This is a genomic window from Burkholderia sp. MS455, from assembly GCF_016899445.1.
Taxonomy (GTDB): domain Bacteria; phylum Pseudomonadota; class Gammaproteobacteria; order Burkholderiales; family Burkholderiaceae; genus Burkholderia; species Burkholderia pyrrocinia_C.
Window position 1 is genome coordinate 1,594,154 of sequence record NZ_CP041778.1, and the last position, 16,226, is coordinate 1,610,379.

A 16,226-nucleotide genomic window follows, 5' to 3' on the forward strand; every position below is an offset into this window, starting at 1 on the left:
TTGATGGGGAAAGAACGTTTCAGGGAGCCCAACATGAATACCGTCGAAGTCCTCGCCAGAACCGAAACGATCGACGAACAAACCGTGATCGACGGCGCGTCCCTGATCCGGCGGCTCGTTTTCGAGCGCCGCACGCCCGCCCGTGAAGCCGCGTGCGTCGACAATCCGCCGCTGACGCTGTACGGCGCGTTTCGCCAGGGCGTCACCGATTACGGCGCGCGGCGCGCGAATCCGTATCGCGCCGGCAGCCGTTTCTGGGCATTGTGGGAAGAAGGACGTCTCGAAGCTGAAACATCGGGCCGCTGAGCCGGCCGCGCGTGCCGGCCCTGCTGCGGCAAGGGGTCGGCGCGAAATTTGACGCATGAATGCGGCCGGCCGCGCGGCGGCATGCGTTCACCGATGCAACATCGCGCGCGGTCTCGCATATCGGAAATTCGGCTCGCCATGCGCATCCGCGCGCATGCCGGTTGACGGCGGTCGGCGTTGCGCGCTCCCCGTGCGCCGCGTGGCGGTCGTTTCCCGATAAGATGGCAGATTCCGTTCATCGAACGATGCCGCCATGACCGCCCCTTCCTCACAGCGAACCCCCATCCACTGCGAAATCGATCTCGACGCGCCAGGCAAGCACGCGGGCTACCTGCGGCTGCCGCATTCCGTGCACCGCTCGGCGTATGGCTGGCTGCCGATCCCGATCGCGTCGATCCGCAACGGCGACGGCCCGGTCGCGCTCGTGATGGCCGGCAACCACGGCGACGAATACGAAGGCCAGATCATCGTGTCGCAGCTGATGCGCGAGATCGAACCCGAGATGGTCAGCGGGCAGTTGATCCTGCTGCCGATGGCGAATTTCCCCGCGGCAGACGCGGGCCTGCGCGTATCGCCGCTCGACGAAGGCAACCTGAACCGCAGTTTCCCCGGCGATCCAACCGGCACGCCGACGCAGATGATCGCCCACTACATCGAGCACGCGCTGCTGTCGCGTGCGCAGTACCTGGTCGACCTGCATTCGGGCGGCAGCTCGCTGCTGTACCAGGGCGGCAACATGCTCGCGATCGATCCGCTCGACGCGGACGAAGCCGCGAAGCTCAACGGGCTGCTGGTCGCGTTCGGCTTGCCGAATGCGCTGCTGCACGCGCCGAACCCCGTGCATTCGGCGTCGGCCGCGCGCCGGCAGGGCGCGATCTCGATCGTGACCGAACTGGGCGGCGCGGGCATGGCCGATCCGTCGCTGATCCGGCTCGGCCGCCACGGGCTGCTGCACTACCTCGGTTATATCGGCCTGCTGCGCGGCACGCTCGTGCCCGACGCACCGCCGACCGTCACACGCTTCATGCGCGTCGACGGCGACCGCCACTTCGTCTATGCATACGAGCGCGGGCTGTACGAGCCGCTCGTCGAACTCGGCGACCAGGTGAAGGCCGGACAGCCTGCCGCGTGGGTGCATTTCCCCGATACGCCGCTGCGCGAACCGATGCTGCACCGGTTCAACGGCGACGGCGAAGTGGTGTGCAAGCGCGTGCCCGCGCAGGTGCGGCGCGGCGATTGCCTGTTTCAGCTGGCGGAGTTGTCGGCTGCGCCGAGCGTCGGCCAATGAGTCAGATCCTATCGTTCAGGAAATCACGAACATGAAATGTCCTGCCTGCGGTGGCGCGCAACTGATCCGTGACACGCGCGACATTCCGTACACCTGCCAAGGTCGCTCCACCGTCATACCGCGCATAACGGGCGACTTCTGCCCGGCATGCGAGGAATCCGTGCTGGACATCGAAAATGCAAGCCGCCTCGGCGAAGCGGTGACACGGTTCGCAACACAGATACGAGGTCAGGCGACGTAGCCGCGCGTCATCCGTCGCCCCGCATTCATCAAACGGGCGCGCCTGCACGGAGCGCCCCATTCGGCTTGCCCCTACCCCACTCCCGCTGCAAGCCTTCTGACGTCTGCCGCGAAATCCTTATCGAAATTGCTTCGTTCGCCTTTGCCGGCCGCGCCGCTAACGTGTTCAAAACGGCGGCGGCCCGCCACATGCATCGCAGGATGCGCACCGGCCGCCGTCATCACGACAACCGCGCCGCGATAACGGAACAGACCGGACGGGCCGCGTGCCCGAGCCCCGAACGGAACGTCCGCATCGCGCGCCCTTCGCGATGCCCATGGCCACGAACGACCGCCTCATCGACACGACGCCGCTCGACGTCCGCGCGCAGCCTCTGATCGACGCGCTGATCGACGAGTATTCGACCCGTTACGACGCGTACCGCCCCGACAGCCGCGCATCCGCGCGCGACGAACTCGCGCGCTACCCGGCCGAACTGTTCGCGCCGCCCGAAGGCGCCTTCGTGCTGCTGCTGCGCGACGGCGAAACGATCGGCGGCGGCGCGTTCAAGCGCTACGACGCGCAGACCGCCGAGCTCAAGCGCATCTGGACCCGCACGGACCTGCGCCGCCAGGGGCTCGCGCGACTCATCGTCGAAGCGCTCGAGCTGCGCGCCGCGCAGCAGGGCTATCGCCGCCTGTACCTGACCACCGGTTTTCGCCAGCCCGAAGCGTGGGCGCTGTACGACCGCACCGGCTATACGCGGCTGTTCGATTCGTCGATCGACCCCGAAGCGTATTTCCACCTGCGGTTCGGCAAGGATCTCGCCGACCCGTCGCGCACGGCGTCGCTCGCCGACCTGTGGGCGCCGTTGCCCGAGCCGGCGCTGCCGCGCTAAGCCCACTGACCCGACTCCGCTCCCTACGACACAACAACAGGACGTTTTCATGCAACGAGCCGTACCGCTTTCTTCCCGCGCCATCCGCACGCTGGCCGCCGCGCTGATCGGCCTGACCGCATTCGCCGCGGCCGCCGCGACGTTCGACCTGAGCCCCGAGCAGCGCGGCCGTCCGCGCGGCGCGGCCGATGCGGCGGTCGAACGCGCGGTGCCCGCGTCGTTCAAGTTCGCCGAGCCCGGCACGCTGACGATCGGCATCGCGCCGAGCCTGCCGCCGATCAGCTCGTATGCGACCGACGCGCGCACGGTGGTCGGCTTCGACGCCGACGTCGGCCAGCTCGTGTCCGACAGCCTCGGCCGCAAGCTGAAGATCGTCGCGCTCGCATGGGCCGACTGGCCGCTCGCGCTCGAATCCGGGAAAGTCGACGCGGTGATCTCGAACGTGACCGTCACCGAGGAGCGCAAGCAGAAATTCGATTTCTCGTCGTACCGCCACGATCTGGTCGGCTTCTACGTGCGCAACGACAGCAAGATCCAGGCGATCCGCGAGCCGAAGGATGTCGCGGGGCTGCGCGTCGTGACCGACGCCGGCACCAACCAGGAAAAGATCCTGCTCGCGTGGGACCGTGAGAACGTCGCGCACGGGCTGAAACCCGTGCAGATCCAGTACTACGACGACCAGGCGATGCGCATCGTCGCCGTGCAGTCGGGCCGCGCCGATGCCGTGTTCAGCGTGAACTCGGTGCTCGCGTATCAAAGCGCGCAGCAAGGCAAGACGCGGCTCGTCGGCGCGATCAGCGGCGGCTGGCCGCGCACGGCCGACATCGCGATCGCGACGCGCCGCGGCAGCGGGCTCGCCGAGCCGCTGACCGTCGCGCTGAACGGGCTGATCAAGAACGGCCGCTACCAGCAGGTGCTCGACCGCTGGAACCTCGCGTCCGAAGCAATCGACCAGTCGCGCACGAATCCGCCGGGGCTGCCGAAGAGCTGAGCGTCGCGCGCGCCCCCGTCCATCCACGCCTCACGCAGGAATGCCGCTCACCATGTCTTATTCGCTTTCGTTGCTGGACAAGAGTCCGATCGCCGACGGCGCGAGCGCCGCCGACGCACTGCGCTTCACCACGACGCTCGCGGAGCGCGCCGAACAACTCGGTTACGAGCGCTTCTGGGTCGCCGAGCATCACGGCACGCCGGGCTTCGCGAGCTCGGCGCCGGAGATCGTCGTCGCGCACCTGCTCGCGCACACGTCGCGCATCCGCGTCGGCTCGGGCGGCGTGATGCTGCAGCACTACAGCCCGTTCAAGGTCGCCGAAGCGTTCAAGCTGCTGGCCGCGCTCGCGCCGGGCCGCGTCGATCTCGGCATCGGCAAGGCACCCGGCGGGCTGCCGCTGACCACGCGCGCGCTGCAGTGGTTCCACGACAAGGCGCGCAAGCCCGACTTCGCGGGCCAGCTCGCGGAGCTCGACGCGTTTCTCGGCTGGGGTGTCGCCGAAGATCATCCGCTCGCCGGCGCGGTCGCGATGCCGGTGCCGCCGCAGCCGCCCGAACGCATCCTGCTCGGCGGCTCGCCGGACAGCGGCGCGCTCGCCGCGCGCAACGGCTGGCGCTTCTGCTACGCGGGGCATTTCAACGGCGACGACGCGAATCTCGAACGCTCGCTCGACGCGTACCGCAGCGCGGGCGGCACGCGGCCGCTCGTCGCGCTGTACGCGGTGGCAGCACCGACACGCGACGAGGCCGAACAGCTGATCGGACCGCTGAAGATCTTCAAGCTGCAGTTCGCGGGCGGGCAGAGTTTCAACCTCGCGAGCGCGCAGGCGGCCGCCGAATTCGCGCGGCAAAGCGGCGCGTCCGACTACCGGATCGACGAGCTGCGCCCGACCGTGCTGGCCGATACGCCCGAGCGCGTGCACCGCGCGCTCGATGCGCTGAGCCGGCGGCTCGACGTCGATGCATTCGTGATCGACTCGCCGGTGACCGACTACGCGGCGCGGCTCGCGTCGGCCGAATGGCTCGGCGGCGCGCTGTCGGCCACGCCGCTGCAAGCGGCCCTCGCGGCCGACCGCTCCCTTTCCCCTGACCAGAACGCGTGACGCTCCCATGACGACCCGACGATCGATCCCCTTCGGCCTGATGCTGCAAGGCGCAGGCAGCCACATGAACGCATGGCGGCACCCGAGCAACCCGCCGGACGCGAGCATCAACCTCGACTTCGCGATCGGCATCGCGCGCAAGGCGGAAGCCGCCGGCATCGCGTTCGCGTTCGTCGCCGACGGCCTCTACATCAACGAGAAGTCGATCCCGCACTTCCTGAACCGCTTCGAGCCGCTGACGGTGCTGTCGGCGCTCGCGGTCGCGACGAAGAAGATCGGGCTCGCCGGCACGATCTCGACGTCGTACAGCGAGCCGTTCACGGTCGCGCGCCAGCTCGCGTCGCTCGACGCGATCAGCGGCGGCCGCGCGGGCTGGAACGTCGTGACGACGCCGCTCGAAGGCACCGCGAAGAATTTCGGCAAGGTGCATCCGGATCACGAGTTGCGCTACGAGATCGCCGACGAATACCTCGACGTCGTGCAGGGCCTGTGGGACAGCTGGGACGACGACGCGTTCGTGCGCGACCGCGCGACCGGCCGCTTCTTCGATCGCGCCAAGCTGCATACGCTCGATCACCACGGCCGCTTCTTCCAGGTCGCGGGCCCGCTGAACATCCAGCGCTCGCCGCAGGGGCAGCCGGTGATCTTCCAGGCCGGCTCGTCCGACACCGGCATCGGGCTCGCGGGCAAGTATGCGGACGCGGTGTTCACGCATTCGCCGTCGCTCGACGAGACAGCCGCGTTCACGCGGCGCGTGAAGCAAAGCGCGGTCGAGCACGGGCGGCAAGCCGACGACGTGAAGATCTTCCCCGGCGTCGGGCCGATCGTCGGCCGCACGGCCGCCGAGGCCGAAGACAAATACCAGGCGATCCGCGACCTGCTGACGATCGACGAGGCGCTCGCGTATCTCGGCCGCTATTTCGATCACCACGATTTCACGCAATACGCGCTCGACGCGCCGTTCCCGGAACTCGGCGAGCTCGGCCGCAACAGCTTCCGCTCGACCACCGACCGGATCAAGGCCGACGCGAAGAACAAGGGCCTGTCGCTGCGCGAGACGGCGCTAGCGGTCGCGACGCCGCGCCCGAACTTCATCGGCACGGCCGAGCATGTCGCCGACGAGCTGATCCGCTGGCACGACGCGGGCGCCGGCGACGGTTTCATCCTCGGCTTTCCGGTGCAGGCGCAAGGCGTCGACGATTTCGTCGAACTCGTGATTCCGGTGCTCGAGGCGCGCGGCCGCTACAGCCGCGACCTGCCCGGCGCGACGCTGCGCGACCACCTCGGCCTGCCGCGCAAGGCGAGCCGCCACGCGGTGCCCGGCGCGTCGCAGGAAGCGGCGGCCGAAGCGCACGCCTGACCCACCGCGGCCCGGCCACGGGCCGACGTGCCGCGCCGCCCGGGTGCGGCGCTTCCGACCGATTCGAGGACTTCCAACGACATGAGCGACACGACCCACCTCGGCGGCGCGCTGCCGCCGCTCTCTTCCCCCGGCGCGCGCGAGCCCGGCACGCGGTTCCGGATCGTGCCCGCGCGCCACCGGGCGCGCACGGCCGGCACCGTGCTCGCCGTCGTGCTGATCGCGATCGCGCTGCATTCGATCCTCGGCAACCCGCAATGGGGCTGGCCGGTGTTCGCCGAATGGTTCCTGTCGCCGCCGGTGCTGTCGGGGCTCGCGCGCACGCTGGTGCTGACGCTGCTCGGCGCGGTGTTCGGCTTCGTGCTCGGCGCGTTCGTCGCGCTGGCCCGGCTGTCGCGTTCGCGCCTGCTGTCCGCGAGCGCATGGACCTTCGTGTGGCTGTTCCGCTCGATTCCGCTGATCGTGCTGCTGCTGATCCTGAACAACCTCGGCTACCTGTACGAGCATGTGCGGCTCGGCGTGCCGTTCACCGATATCGTGTGGTTCGAAGCGCCGACGACCGACCTGATCAGCCCGTTCCTCGCGGCCGTGCTCGGCCTCACGCTGAACCACGCGGCGTTTTCCGCGGAAGTGATCCGCGGCGGCATTCTCGCGGTCGACCAGGGCCAGCTCGAAGCGGCCGCCGCGCTCGGGCTGCCGCGCAGCCGCCAGACCGCGCGGATCGTGTTGCCGCAGGCGATGCGCGCGATCCTGCCGACCGCGTTCAACGACCTGATCACGCTCGCGAAAGGCACGTCGATGGTGTACGTGCTCGCGATGCCGGAGCTGTTCTACACGGTGCAGGTGATCTATCGCCGCAACCTCGAAGTGATTCCGCTGCTGATGGTCGCGACCGTCTGGTACCTGATCATCCTGACGGTGCTGTCGGCGATCCAGGTGCAGGTCGAGCGGCACTATGCGCGCGGCGCGCTGCGCAATCCGCCGCCGTCGGTGCTCACGTTCGCGCTCGCGCGCATCGGCGTGCTGTGGCGGCGTGCCGCGTCGCGCCATTCGGCGTCGATCGTGCGGGCCGCAAGCGATACCGATACCGTGGCCGCCGCCGTGCCGCACGCCGGCGGCGAAGTGGCCGTGCATGGCGTGTCGAAACAGTTCGGCATGCAGCGCGTGCTCGACAACGTGTCGTTCGTCGCGCCGCGCGGCAGCGTGACCGCGATCGTCGGGCCGTCGGGCTCGGGCAAGTCGACGCTGCTGCGCACGATCAACCATCTCGAACGCGTCGACGACGGCTTCATCGACATCGACGGCGAACTGATCGGCTATCGACGCGACGGCGACGTGCTCCACGAGCTGAAGGAGCGCGACGTGCTGAAGCGGCGCACGGCCGTCGGGATGGTGTTCCAGAATTTCAACCTGTTCCCGCACCTGACGGTGCTCGAGAACCTGATCGAGGCGCCGATCGCCGTCGCCGGCGTCACGCGCGATGCGGCCGAGCGCACCGCACGCACGCTGCTCGCGCGCGTCGGTCTCGCGGATAAAGCCGATGCGTACCCGCGCCAGTTGTCCGGCGGCCAGCAGCAGCGCGTCGCGATCGCGCGGGCGCTTGCGTTGCGTCCGAAGGTGCTGCTGTTCGACGAGCCGACGTCCGCGCTCGACCCGGAGCTCGTCAACGAGGTGCTCGACGTGATCAAGGAGCTCGCGCGCTCGGGCACGACGCTCGTGATCGTCACGCACGAGATCGGCTTCGCGCGCGAAGTCGCGGACAACGTGCTGTTCATGGAACGCGGGCGCATCGTCGAAGCCGGCCCGCCGGCCGTCGTGCTCGACGCGCCGTCGCATCCGCGCACGCGCGCGTTCCTGTCGAGGGTGCTGTGATGCGCATCCCTGCCGATGACCGGGGCGCCACGATGATCGATCGACGTCAATTCATGACCGCCGCGCTGGTCGCGGCATCCGGCAGCCTGCCGTCGCGCATCGCGCACGCGGCGGCCGCAACCGCCGACCTCGACCCGCGCCAGGCCGGCCGGATTCGCGCGTCGCGTGACGACACGGCCATCCGCGAGGCAAGCGGCTACCGCTGGGTGCGCGACGGCGCATTCACGGTTGCGATTTCACCGCACGCGCCGCCCGTATCGACCTACGCGACCGACGCGCGCACCGTGGTCGGCGCCGATCCCGACTACGCGCAGCTCGTCGCCGATGCGCTCGGCCGCACGCTCGTGCTGGTGCCGATCGCGTGGGCCGACTGGCCGCTCGGGCTGACGTCCGGCAAGTACGACGCGGTGATCTCGAACGTCGGCGTGACCGAGAAGCGCAAGGAGAAATACGATTTCACGACCTACCGGCTCGGGCTGCACGGCTTCTATGTACGCACCGGCAGCCCGATCGCGAAGATCGCCGAGCCGAAGGACATCGCGGGCCTGCGGATCATCACCGGTGCCGGCACGAGCCAGGAGCGCATCCTGCTCGAATGGAGCCGGCGCAACGTGGCTCAAGGGTTGAAGGCGACCGGGTTGCTCTATTTCGACGACGATGCGACCGCGCGCGTCGCGTTGCTGTCGGGCCGCGCCGATGCGGAGCTGAACCCGAACGCGTCGCTCGCGTACGAGGCCGCGCGCAGCGGCAAGATCCGCCGCGTCGGCGTCGTCAATGCGGGCTGGCCGAACAATGCAGATGTCGCGATCGCGACGCGTCGCGGCAGCGGCCTCGCGCCTGCGCTGACGCTCGCGACGAATGCGCTGATCGGCAGCGGCCGCTACGGGCAGGCGCTCGCGCGATGGGGATTGCAGAGCGAGGCGATCGCGCGCGCGGAAACCAATCCGCCGGGGTTGCCGTCGTTCTGAAGGCGTCGATGCCTGAGTGACATCGCCCCGGCATTCCACGATGGAAATACCGGGGCGCAGTCGAAGCAGTACCGTTCGTCGCCGAGTCGCGCCTACGCCGTCACCGCCGCTTGATACCGGTCGAGCTCCGCGACCTGCGCATGAATCGCCGGAATCAGGTCGCGCCCGTAGGCCAGCGCATCATCGAGCGGATCGAACCCGCGAATCAGGAACGTCGACACGCCGAGCCGGTAGTACGCGCCGAGCGCCCGCGCGACCTGTTCGGGCGTGCCGACCAGCGCGGTCGAATTCCAGCGCGCGCCGGTCAGGTTCGCGACACCCATCCACAAGCGCTCGTCGAGCACGTCGCCCTGCGCGGCGGCCGCCATCAGCCGCTGTGAACCGGCATTCTGCGGCGCATGGCCGGCGATCGGCTGGCCGTTCGCGACCCGCGTCGCGCGCACACGCTCGCGGATCGCCTCGGCCTTCTCCCACGCGGCGGCCTCGGTATCGGCGACGATCGGCCGGAACGACACGCTGATGCGCGGCGCGCGCCCGCACGGCGCGGCGGCGGCCCGCACGCGCGCGATCTGCTCGCGCACCGATGCGAGCGGCTCGCCCCACGTCATGTAGACATCCGCGTGCTCGCCCGCGACCGCGAGCGCGGCCGGCGACGAGCCGCCGAAATAGATCGGCACGTGCGGCCGCTGCGCGCCCTTCACGACAGGCGACGCGCCGCGCAGCCGGTAGAACTCGCCGTCGTGGTCGACCGGCGCATCGGCCAGCCAGATCCGCTTCAGCACGTCGAGATATTCGCCGGTGCGGCGGTAGCGCGCATCGTGCGGCACGAAATCGCCGTCGCGCTGCAGGTCCGTATCGTCGCCGCCCGACACGACGTTCAGCGCGAGCCGGCCGCCGCTGAACACGTCGAGCGTCGCGATCTGCCGCGCGGCGGCCGACGGCACGATCACGCCCGGCCGGTGCGCGAGCAGGAGGCGGATGCGTTCGGTCGCGGCGGCCGCGAACGAGGCGACGATGAAGCCGTCCGCGGCGTTGCTGAAATGGCCGACCAGGATCTGGTCGAAGCCCGCCGCCTCGTGCGCCTGCGCGAAACGGCGCACGTAGTCTGGCTGGACGGCCGCGCCGCCCGGTACGTCGACCTCCGCGCCGGGCGTCGCGGTGATCATGCCGATGATGTCGACTGGCATGTCGGGATGTCCTTCTGGTTCTCGATCGGGAATCGTGGATGCGGCGGCGCGATTACTGCGCGGCGGCCGTCTTTTGCGCAGGCGCCGCGAACGCGCCCGCATACGAGCGGTCGAGCAGCTTCGACGTGTCGTACGCGGCCGGAATCACGCCGGCCTTGTGCAGGAAATCGGCCGTGTTCTGCGCATCCTTCGCGGCCGTGTCGTCGACCGGGCCCACGCGCTGCTTCGCATTGCCGAGCCAGCGATACGCGACATCGGGTTCGAGCTTCGCGCGCTTCGACCACAGGTCCGCATACTCGCGCGGATGGCTATCGACCCACTGGCGCGCGGCCACGACCCGCTTCAGGAAATCGGTAATCTCCGCGCGCTTGCCCGACGCGGCCTGCTCGTTCGCCGCGACGAAGCTCAGTGCGGGCATCAGCCCCTGTGCGGTGGTGATGGACCGCGCGCCCTGCCGAAGCGCGAGCGTGCTGACGAACGGCTCCCACAGCGACACGGCATCGACCGACCCGTTCGCGAGCGCGTTGGTCGCGTCGATCGGCATCAGGTACGCGTACTTGACCGAATCCGCACGCAGGCCCGCGTGTTCGAGCGCACGCAGCACGAGCTGCTGGCTCCAGGCGCCGCGCCACACGGCGACGGTCTTACCCTGCAGGTCGGCCACGGTGCGCACCGGCGAATTCTTCGGCACGAGGATCGCGACGCCGTCGAGGCTCTGCCGCGACACCGCGACGACCTTCACCGGCGCGCCGCGCGCGGCCAGCGTGAGCAGCGCGGAATCGCCGAGAAAGCCGATGTCGATCGCGTTGCCGTTCAGGCTCTCGGCGACGGGCGCGGCGGCCTGGAAATGTTTCCACTCGATCGTGTAAGGCAGGTCCTTCAGCATGCCGGACGCCTCCATCGACGCCTGGATGTTGAAGTAGTTCTGTTCACCGACGCGCAGCGTGACGGTGTCTTTCGCGATGCCCGGCTGCGCGGCAAGCGCCAGCAAGAGCACCGTGGCGATTCGGCTCAGCAACGTAATCTCCCGGATGGTTGGCGGGCTGCCGCGAAATGGCGGCGCCTCGTTGTCCGCCGTGCGAAACGGCCGGCACAACGGATGGAACCAGTGAAGATACGGCGCTCCCCTTCATGACACAAACGCAATATTCTTCTATACAAAGATGCAAATATTTTATGGAGCGAACAGCACCACGCGATTCCTGACGCCGCCCTCCCGCACCCGTCGTTCGAATGATTCCTCGACAGATATTTCGTTAGCGAAATAAATCCCGGACTATATTTCGCATACGAAATAACCACCTGGAACGAGGACGACCATGACCTCCCAACCGATCGAGTTTTCCGCCATCGACGGCTATCCGCTGCGCGGTACGCTATGGACGCCCGACGCCGAACCGCGCGCGCTGGTGCTGATCCATCCGGCGACGGCCGTGCCGGAGCGGCTGTATGCGGGCTTCGCGCGCTTCCTGACCGGACGCGGCTTCGCGGCATTGACCTACAACTACCGCGGCATCGGCGCGTCGCGGCCCGCGCGCCTGGGCGCGCTGCGAGCCCGCATGCGCGACTGGATGGAGCTCGACGTCGGCGCCGCGACCGCATGGGCACGGCACGCGTACGAAGGGTTGCCGCTGCTGGCGGTCGGGCACAGCGTCGGCGGGCATGCGATCGGGCTGTCCGCGAGCACGACGCACCTGCGCGCGGCCGTGCTCGTCGCCGCGCATGCGGGCAGCACGCGACTGATCGCGCAGGCGGCCGAACGCCTGAAGGTGCGGCTGATCCTGCGCGTGCTGGGCCCGCTGATGTCCGCGCTGCTCGGCTACGTGCCCGGCAAGCGGCTCGGGCTCGGCGAGGACTTGCCGGCCGGCGTGTTCCGCGAATGGAGCCGCTGGACGACGCTACCGCACTATTTCTTCGACGATCCGACACTTGGCGCGGCCGATCGCTTCTCGAAACAGCGGCTGCCGATCCTCGCGCTCGGCTTCGACGACGATCCGTGGGCGAACCCGGCCGCGATCGACCTGCTGGTAAGCTATCTGACCGGCGCGGCGGTCGAGCGCCGCCAGATCGATCCGCACGCGGCGGGCAGCGGCCCGGTCGGGCACATGGGCTTCTTCCGCAGCCGGCCCGGCACCGTGCTGTGGCCCGACCTGGCCGACTGGCTCGCGCAGGCACTCGACGCGCCGCGCGCCGCGGGCCGTCCATCCCTTTCCATTGCAGCCGGGAACCCAGCTTGAGCGAAAACCGACGACTGTTTTTCCTGTTGAACATCGGCCAGCGGCGCGTGCAGCGCTGGGTCGACCGCAAGGCCGAGACCGATACGCGCGCGAGCGCCGCGCAGGCCGGCGTGCTGTTCTGTCTCGCGAAGCAGGACGGCGCGCTGATCGGCGAAGTCGGCGCCGCGCTGCAGCTCGCGCCGTCCGCGATGACGGGGCTCGCCGACCGGATGGCGAAAGCCGGCCTGCTCGCGCGCCACGCCGATTCGGACGACGGCCGCGCGACGCGCCTGTACCTGACCGACGACGGCCACACGGCGCTCAAGCACGCGCGCGTGCTGCTGCGCGAGCTGAACGGCAAGCTGTGCGACGGGTTTTCCGACGCGGAACTCGATATCGTCGCGCGCTGGCTGCACGCGTTGCAGGACCGGTTTCCGGCGGAGCGCTGAGCAGCGGCAACACGGACGCCGCATCGCCTGCCGGCAGCGAATCGATTCGACAAACCGGCTCGCGCCGGCTGCAATCGAAAGCGATTGCGATTCGCCTTTTCGATTCGATTTCCGCGCACTCGCGACGGCAAATTTTGCGTTCGCGCCGCGCCGCTCCGGCAACGCTTTCCGGCTACGCTCTGTTACAAAAAATTGCCTGCCGCGCCGCATCCGGATCATCTACATTGCAATCCACTTCTACGCATTCTTCGCCTGCCCGAACCGGCCTCCCAGCCGGGCTGGCATCAACGACACATCCGTCACAAGCAATAAAAACGAATAGGAGTCTTGACCGAAGTGCTGGCGGTATCCAGCGCACGCGGATCGCGATGGCTGAAGCGGTATCCTGAACGACACGTCCCGGCGGCACGCATCGTGCGCGTCGCCGCGGCGCCCCGATCCGGCGGCCTGTGCCGCCGCACATCGGCTCGCGCTGCCTCGTTCCGCCGCACCATCGCGGCCGCACGTCAACGAGGAGCAGTCCATGCGACGCACTATCGTGTCCCACCCGCTTTTCACCTGCCTGCCCGCCGTGATGGCGCTGGCCTGTGCCGCCGCGCACGCCGATCCCGTGCTCGTGTCCGGCCCCAGTCCATACGCCGCCTGCACCATAGGCGGCCCCGGCACCGTCTATGTGAATGCCGAGGTCGAACCCTGGCTTTCGGTCAATCCGGCAAACCCGACGAACATGATCGGCGTATGGCAGCAGGACCGCTGGTCGAACGGCGGCGCGCACGGGCTCGTCGCCGGTTATACGTTCGACGGCGGCGCGACCTGGGCGCGGACGACGCAGCCGTTCAGCGCATGCGCGCCGGGCGGGCTCAAGTACGAGCGCGCGTCCGACCCATGGGTGTCCTTCGGCCCGGACGGCACCGCGTATTCGGTATCGATCTCGTTCAACCAGTCGAACAACAGCAACGCGGTTGGTGCGTCGGTGTCGACCGACGGCGGGCAGACCTGGAGCAGCCCCGCATTGCTGATCGCGGACAACGAACCGACCACGCAGTTCTTCAACGACAAGGAATCGGTGACGGCGAACCCGGTGAAGGCCGGCACCGCATACGCGGTATGGGACCGCCTCGAACTGCCGAACGGCAACCCGTACGCGAACCTGCATACGCAGGCGTTCCGCGGGCCGACGCTGTTCTCGAAGACGACCGACGGCGGCAAGACCTGGAGCAAAGCGAAGGTCATCGTCCACGTGCCGTCGCGCCAGCAGACGATCGGCAACCAGATCGTCGTCGATCCGAGGAACGGCACGCTGTACGATTTCTTCAACCTGATCCAGCCGCCGTTCAGCAAGGCCGCGGGCAAGGTCGCGTTCATCAAGTCGACCGACGACGGCGTGACCTGGACGCAGCCGCAGGTGATCTCGGGGCTGCAGACGGTCGGCGTGACCGACCCGAACACCGGCGAACCCGTGCGCACCGGCGACATCATTCCCGAGCCCGCGATCGATCCCGCGTCGGGCCAGCTTTACGTCGTGTGGCAGGACAGCCGCTTCAACGGCGGCAAGTACGACGAGATCGCGCTATCGACGTCGAAGGACGGCGGCGCGTCCTGGAGCGCGCCGCAGCAGATCAACACGCCGACCGGCCGGCCTGCCTTCAATCCGTCGGTGCGCGTCGACAACGCGGGCGCCGTGATGGTCACCCACTACGACTTCCGCGACCTGCTGGCCGGGAACACGACGACGCTGCCGACGGGCTTCTGGCGCAAGATCTCGCACGACGGCGGCGCCACGTTCAGCGACGAGCGGCGCGTCGGCGGACCGTTCGACATGAAGCTCGCGCCGAACGCGGAAGGCTTCTTCATCGGCGACTACCAGGGCCTCGACGTCGGCCCGTCGTCGTCGTTCCATCCGTTCTTCGTCCAGACCAGCGCGGGCAACCTGACGAACCGCACGGACGTGTTCTTCGCCCCATGACGCGAACCGGCAGCACGGCCGCCGTCGCGACGTGATCCGTCGCGCGGCGGCCGCCCGCGTCACTGCATCTCGGTCAGCACGATGCGCCCGTCGACCTTGCCTTCGCGCAGCTTCGCGAACACGTCGTTGATGTTGCCGAGCCGGTCGCGATGGATATGCGCGCGCACCAGGCCGTCGGCCGCGAAGTCGAGCGATTCCTGCAGGTCGCGGCGCGTGCCGACGATCGAGCCGCGCACGGTGATGCCGTTCAGCACCGTCGAGAAGATCGGCAACGGGAAATCGCCGGGCGGCAGCCCGTTGAGCGCGACCGTGCCGCCGCGCCGCACCATCCCGAGCGCCTGCGCGAACGCGCTGCGCGACACTGCCGTGACGAGCACGCCGTGCGCGCCGCCGATCTCCTTCTGGATCACCTTCGCCGGATCGTCGACCGATGCGTCGATCGTCAGTTGCGCGCCGAGCTGCCGCGCGAGCGCGAGCTTGTCGGGCGAAATGTCGATCGCCGCGACGTGCAGGCCCATCGCGCGTGCGTATTGCACCGCCACGTGCCCGAGCCCGCCGATGCCGGAGATCGCGAGCCACTGGCCGGGGCGCGTATCGGTGACGCGAATGCCCTTGTAGACGGTCACGCCCGCGCACAGGATCGGCGCGATCTCGTCGAATTCAACCTGTGCCGGCAAATGGCCGACGTAGTCGGGATCGGCCAGCACGTATTCCGCGTAGCTGCCGTTCACCGAATAGCCGGTGTTCTGCTGGTCGTGGCACAGCGTTTCCCAGCCCGTGTAGCAGTACTCGCAATGTCCGCAGGCCTTGTAGAGCCACGGCACGCCGACGCGGTCGCCCTCGCGCACGTGCGTGACGCCCGCGCCGACCGCCGCGACGATGCCCACGCCTTCATGCCCCGGAATGAACGGCAGCGACGGCTTCACGGGCCAGTCGCCGTCGGCCGCGTGCAGGTCGGTGTGGCAGACGCCCGACGCCTTGATGTTGACGAGGATCTGGCCCGGGCCCGGCGTCGGCACGGGCACTTCCTCGATACGCAACGGTTCGCCGAATGCGTGCACCACGGCCGCTTTCATGGTTTGCGTCATGCGTCGCTCCTGTCTGGTCATTGAGCGACCCAGTATCCGGTTTCGGCATCGGAGAACGTTGATGCGTATCAACGCGATGCGCGCTATCCGGCGATCGCGGCTGCATCGTCTCATCGCACGGCGGCGCGGCGCGGTCGGGCGCACGCCGCTTCGCGGCACGCCATACCGGTCGCACTAGCGAACGATCATCGGCCAGCGCGCCTTCCACTACAGCCGACGTTTCACCGATCCGACGGAAGCCGTACGCACCGCCGACATCCGGCTTGGAATTTGAGATGATATAACATATCATTTCGCGTGCTCGTCCGCCTGACT

General features: G+C 68.7%; 14 protein-coding genes and 1 pseudogene. 12 read left to right on the forward strand and 3 right to left on the reverse strand.

What is annotated here, in order from left to right; translation table 11 throughout:
- Window positions 1–33: 33 nt before the first annotated feature.
- From FPJ27_RS11725 to FPJ27_RS11765, 9 genes and pseudogenes are all read left to right on the forward strand, one after another.
- Complete coding sequence (locus FPJ27_RS11725; RefSeq protein ID WP_034180142.1) at window positions 34–306, forward strand: hypothetical protein; 273 nt, start codon at window positions 34–36, stop codon at window positions 304–306.
- Between the two features lie 253 nt (window positions 307–559).
- Window positions 560–1,594 (forward strand): succinylglutamate desuccinylase/aspartoacylase family protein, encoded by a 1,035-nt coding sequence (locus FPJ27_RS11730; RefSeq protein WP_204423000.1) that lies wholly within the window; start codon window positions 560–562, stop codon window positions 1,592–1,594.
- Between the two features lie 31 nt (window positions 1,595–1,625).
- A pseudogene (locus FPJ27_RS11735) lies at window positions 1,626–1,817 on the forward strand (type II toxin-antitoxin system MqsA family antitoxin); the annotation flags it as partial.
- A 334-nt stretch (window positions 1,818–2,151) separates the two neighbouring features.
- The gene (locus FPJ27_RS11740) at window positions 2,152–2,712 is read left to right on the forward strand and encodes a GNAT family N-acetyltransferase (protein ID WP_204423005.1); all 561 of its coding nucleotides are present in this window, start codon (window positions 2,152–2,154) and stop codon (window positions 2,710–2,712) included.
- 49 nt (window positions 2,713–2,761) lie between these two features.
- Window positions 2,762–3,703: an ABC transporter substrate-binding protein gene (locus tag FPJ27_RS11745; RefSeq protein ID WP_072438587.1), complete on the forward strand. Its 942-nt coding sequence runs from the start codon at window positions 2,762–2,764 to the stop codon at window positions 3,701–3,703.
- Between the two features lie 52 nt (window positions 3,704–3,755).
- Window positions 3,756–4,805, forward strand: a complete 1,050-nt coding sequence (locus tag FPJ27_RS11750) for an LLM class flavin-dependent oxidoreductase (RefSeq protein WP_204423007.1) — start codon at window positions 3,756–3,758, stop codon at window positions 4,803–4,805.
- Window positions 4,806–4,812: 7 nt separating this feature from the next.
- Window positions 4,813–6,165: an LLM class flavin-dependent oxidoreductase gene (locus FPJ27_RS11755; protein WP_204423009.1), complete on the forward strand. Its 1,353-nt coding sequence runs from the start codon at window positions 4,813–4,815 to the stop codon at window positions 6,163–6,165.
- A gap of 81 nt (window positions 6,166–6,246) precedes the next feature.
- The gene (locus FPJ27_RS36810) at window positions 6,247–8,037 is read left to right on the forward strand and encodes an amino acid ABC transporter permease/ATP-binding protein (RefSeq protein WP_204423011.1); all 1,791 of its coding nucleotides are present in this window, start codon (window positions 6,247–6,249) and stop codon (window positions 8,035–8,037) included.
- A 32-nt stretch (window positions 8,038–8,069) separates the two neighbouring features.
- On the forward strand, window positions 8,070–9,005 hold the full coding sequence (locus FPJ27_RS11765) for an ABC transporter substrate-binding protein (RefSeq protein ID WP_204423013.1): 936 nt from the start codon (window positions 8,070–8,072) through the stop codon (window positions 9,003–9,005).
- A gap of 92 nt (window positions 9,006–9,097) precedes the next feature.
- Here the strand turns inward: FPJ27_RS11765 and FPJ27_RS11770 are convergent, their stop codons facing one another.
- Window positions 9,098–10,192: an LLM class flavin-dependent oxidoreductase gene (locus tag FPJ27_RS11770; RefSeq protein WP_204423015.1), complete on the reverse strand. Its 1,095-nt coding sequence runs from the start codon at window positions 10,190–10,192 to the stop codon at window positions 9,098–9,100.
- 52 nt (window positions 10,193–10,244) lie between these two features.
- Window positions 10,245–11,210 carry an ABC transporter substrate-binding protein gene (locus FPJ27_RS11775; RefSeq protein WP_204423017.1) on the reverse strand — a complete coding sequence of 322 codons (966 nt, stop codon included), beginning with the start codon at window positions 11,208–11,210 and terminating at the stop codon, window positions 10,245–10,247.
- A 301-nt stretch (window positions 11,211–11,511) separates the two neighbouring features.
- On the opposite strand from FPJ27_RS11775, the gene FPJ27_RS11780 reads away from it, so the two are divergent.
- The 3 genes from FPJ27_RS11780 (at window position 11,512) to FPJ27_RS11790 (ending at window position 14,823) form a co-directional block, all read left to right on the forward strand.
- Window positions 11,512–12,429: an alpha/beta hydrolase gene (locus FPJ27_RS11780; protein WP_204423019.1), complete on the forward strand. Its 918-nt coding sequence runs from the start codon at window positions 11,512–11,514 to the stop codon at window positions 12,427–12,429.
- Window positions 12,426–12,857 carry a MarR family transcriptional regulator gene (locus FPJ27_RS11785; RefSeq protein ID WP_072438603.1) on the forward strand — a complete coding sequence of 144 codons (432 nt, stop codon included), beginning with the start codon at window positions 12,426–12,428 and terminating at the stop codon, window positions 12,855–12,857. The genes FPJ27_RS11780 and FPJ27_RS11785 overlap by 4 nt, the downstream gene beginning before the upstream one ends.
- Window positions 12,858–13,380: 523 nt before the next feature.
- Window positions 13,381–14,823 (forward strand): sialidase family protein, encoded by a 1,443-nt coding sequence (locus FPJ27_RS11790; protein ID WP_204423021.1) that lies wholly within the window; start codon window positions 13,381–13,383, stop codon window positions 14,821–14,823.
- Window positions 14,824–14,882: 59 nt separating this feature from the next.
- Here the strand turns inward: FPJ27_RS11790 and adhP are convergent, their stop codons facing one another.
- On the reverse strand, window positions 14,883–15,911 hold the full coding sequence (adhP, locus tag FPJ27_RS11795) for an alcohol dehydrogenase AdhP (protein ID WP_072438607.1): 1,029 nt from the start codon (window positions 15,909–15,911) through the stop codon (window positions 14,883–14,885).
- Window positions 15,912–16,226: the final 315 nt, after the last annotated feature.

Bases quoted from the DNA above. Each gene is read 5' to 3' on its own strand.
- FPJ27_RS11765 (WP_204423013.1), top strand. From the start codon at position 8,070: ATGATCGATCGACGTCAATTCATGACCGCCGCGCTGGTCGCGGCATCC.
- FPJ27_RS11745 (WP_072438587.1), top strand. From the start codon at position 2,762: ATGCAACGAGCCGTACCGCTTTCTTCCCGCGCCATCCGCACGCTGGCC.
- FPJ27_RS11725 (WP_034180142.1), top strand. From the start codon at position 34: ATGAATACCGTCGAAGTCCTCGCCAGAACCGAAACGATCGACGAACAA.
- FPJ27_RS36810 (WP_204423011.1), top strand. From the start codon at position 6,247: ATGAGCGACACGACCCACCTCGGCGGCGCGCTGCCGCCGCTCTCTTCC.
- FPJ27_RS11750 (WP_204423007.1), top strand. From the start codon at position 3,756: ATGTCTTATTCGCTTTCGTTGCTGGACAAGAGTCCGATCGCCGACGGC.
- adhP (WP_072438607.1), bottom strand. From the start codon at position 15,911: ATGACGCAAACCATGAAAGCGGCCGTGGTGCACGCATTCGGCGAACCG.
- FPJ27_RS11780 (WP_204423019.1), top strand. From the start codon at position 11,512: ATGACCTCCCAACCGATCGAGTTTTCCGCCATCGACGGCTATCCGCTG.
- FPJ27_RS11740 (WP_204423005.1), top strand. From the start codon at position 2,152: ATGGCCACGAACGACCGCCTCATCGACACGACGCCGCTCGACGTCCGC.
- FPJ27_RS11790 (WP_204423021.1), top strand. From the start codon at position 13,381: ATGCGACGCACTATCGTGTCCCACCCGCTTTTCACCTGCCTGCCCGCC.
- FPJ27_RS11730 (WP_204423000.1), top strand. From the start codon at position 560: ATGACCGCCCCTTCCTCACAGCGAACCCCCATCCACTGCGAAATCGAT.
- FPJ27_RS11755 (WP_204423009.1), top strand. From the start codon at position 4,813: ATGACGACCCGACGATCGATCCCCTTCGGCCTGATGCTGCAAGGCGCA.
- FPJ27_RS11770 (WP_204423015.1), bottom strand. From the start codon at position 10,192: ATGCCAGTCGACATCATCGGCATGATCACCGCGACGCCCGGCGCGGAG.